The organism is Bacillus sp. COPE52, from assembly GCF_003355115.1.
Taxonomy (GTDB): Bacteria; Bacillota; Bacilli; order Bacillales; family Bacillaceae_G; genus Bacillus_A; species Bacillus_A toyonensis.
Genome location: NZ_CP031292.1, coordinates 5601240 through 5603838, shown reverse-complemented (window position 1 = coordinate 5603838; position 2599 = coordinate 5601240). Strand labels below are relative to the sequence as shown.

The window sequence follows — 2599 nt, the reverse complement described above, 5'->3', positions numbered from 1 at the left end:
GGATCAAACTCTCCAATAAAGTTAGTTTGTCTAGCATCTAAAAATAAAAATTGACGTTTCACGTTGTTTGTTTCGTTCAGTTTTCAAAGAACTACTTGGTCGCTCATTTGCGACTCCCTTATGTTAACATCTTCATGTTTCAATGTCAACTAAGTTTTTTATTTCGTTTGTCGTTTTCTGCGTTATTGCATCGGCGACTTGTTCTATATTACACCTCAATATAATAATAGTCAATATTAATCTTTCGTTTTTTTTTAAAGATGAAAGATACTCTCATACCCCTTCTTTATTTCTCATACATATTAATAAGATAACTGAAAGGAGTATAGAGATTGTTCGATTCTTCTTTATTACGCATCATAAGCACCCATTCAAGAATTCCAAACTATCATAGAAATTTCCCCATCATTCTATTCTGGAGTCAAAAAAGCGGTTGCACCTCTCTTGCTAATTGGTTCTTTTACCAGATTGATTTATTACAAACAGCTCTAAGCTATAGTCCTTTCATTCATAATTATGAATATCATATATACAAAAATACACCTGCCTATAGTGTACGACTAGGTATAGCGTTACGAGAAAAACAAAAAGAAACTTTTAAACTTGTTCGCAACCCTTATAGGAGGGCAGTCAGTTCTTTCGTATCCTTAATTGCACCTCCTTATGTGGAGAATCCCGAATGGAAACCCATCCGAAAGTTTTTATATCAAGATGAAAACTCTCCTAAAGGGATCTCATTTAAACAATTTCTATACTACTTATTTATTAAAGGTGCTCAAGCAGATGACATTAACCCACATTTCACACAACAATATATAACTGGTGAAGAAGAATATGTGACCAATTATATATACTTAGAAAACTTCAATCAGGAAATGAAAGAATTAGAAAAGCGTTTCGAATTAAAAGTTGCACCAATAAATGAGTTCTCAACATCTTGGCATCATCAAACTCCCACCATGATTTATAAAGGGGATTTTAGTGAAGGCGATATTACGAATCCTTTATTCCCTCGCCATCCTACTTTCGAAAGTTTTTACGATACTGAGTGTATGCAGCTCGTTCAAACAATATTTCAAAATGATTTCGATACATATAGATATAGCAAAGAATATCCATACTAATTTCAGTCTATTTTCTTTGCTAAATATAAAAAGATACCTCATATATATAAGGTATCTTTTTAACATTTTTAATTATATAAAACATACTGTTTAACAGTCCCGACTCTACACCTTATTACCTTTTAATAGATTACGTATTTTTTGCTTATCCGCCCATCCTACTCCAATTAAAACTAGACTTGCCCCCATTATTACCCTCCATGTCAGAGATTCATTTAATAGGATAATTGAAGTAACAATGCTTATTAACGGTAATGCATTTAAATATAATCCACTTACTGATGCAGAAACTCTCTCTAGCGCTTTATTCCAGAACCAATATGCTAAAATTGTTGCTCCAATAACAAGGTACATTACACTAAATCCCGTTTTCCAAGTTTCAATCTTTGGGAAACCGTAATAAAGAATTTCCACCAAGGCAAACGGCAATAGAATAACAGCTCCGATAATTAAAGTTAATGTGGTAAATACCTCATTTGATAAATACTGTTCTTGTTTTGGTCGTTTTAACAAAACTGTGTAGAAAGCAAATAGAAAAGTGCTCAATAATATAAGTACATCTCCTATTAAAGATACTTCTTGATCAACACCTTTAGATGGAATCGTAATAAAGAGTACTCCTATAGCCCCCAATATAATTCCTATCCAATAATTCAACCGAATTTTCTCTTTCAAAAAGAATGCTGAAAATAGAATTGTAACTAATGGTAATGCAGCATCTATGATACTAACATGTAATCCACTTGTTAAAGAAATGCCGTAGGATGTAAACATAAAATATCCAGCTACACCGGTAAAAGCTAACAAACTCATTCTTTTCCATGGAACTTTTTTATGTACAACTGATTTTTGTAGTTGTTTAAATGAGAATAGCATACAAATTCCACCCGCAAAGAAAAGACGAATAAACAACAAAGTAAACGGTTGAATAGATTCTAACGCCCATTTCGTTGGCGCAATGGCTGTCCCCCATAATATAACAGCCACTAATAACATGCATATTTCTTTCATAATCCCCCACACCCATCAAAAATATATGTTAACTACCTTAATTATAGATTCATCCTTATGTAAAACCCTAAAAAAACAAAGAGGTTATGTAAAAGTAAAAATTTTTTTGTTCATTTTACAACTAAATTCATGCAAAAGGTAATTCTTACCTTTAATTTACATTTAAATATATTACTTTATAACCTTCTTATCACTTTATATCGTTTCTATTTTATCTTTTTTCTTCTTTAGGACTATTAAAATTATAGATTATAACAGCTGATAAATAAAAATAAACATAAAAAAACCTAAGTCGAATCGACTTAGGTTTTTGCTTGGCGACGTCCTACTCTCACAGGGACAAGGTCCCAACTACCATCGGCGCTAGAGAGCTTAACTTCCGTGTTCGGTATGGGAACGGGTGTGACCTCTCTGCCATCATCACCAAACTATGAAGGCATATTCCTTCAAAACTAGATAACATT

2 protein-coding genes and 1 rRNA gene are annotated in these 2599 nt (G+C 32.5%); 1 reads left to right on the top strand and 2 read right to left on the bottom strand.

Features of this window, described 5'->3' with window-relative positions:
- Positions 1 to 332: 332 nt before the first annotated feature.
- Positions 333 to 1124: a sulfotransferase family 2 domain-containing protein gene (locus DPQ31_RS28385; RefSeq protein WP_208731396.1), complete on the top strand. Its 792-nt coding sequence runs from the start codon at positions 333 to 335 to the stop codon at positions 1122 to 1124.
- 105 nt (positions 1125 to 1229) lie between these two features.
- On the opposite strand, the gene DPQ31_RS28380 is transcribed toward DPQ31_RS28385, so the two are convergent.
- Both DPQ31_RS28380 and rrf read right to left on the bottom strand, forming a co-directional pair.
- Entirely contained in the window at positions 1230 to 2135 is a 906-nt protein-coding gene (locus tag DPQ31_RS28380; protein ID WP_000658279.1) for a DMT family transporter, read from the bottom strand.
- Between the two features lie 312 nt (positions 2136 to 2447).
- A 5S ribosomal RNA gene (rrf, locus tag DPQ31_RS28375) occupies positions 2448 to 2563 on the bottom strand.
- Between the last annotated feature and the right edge of the window lie 36 nt (positions 2564 to 2599).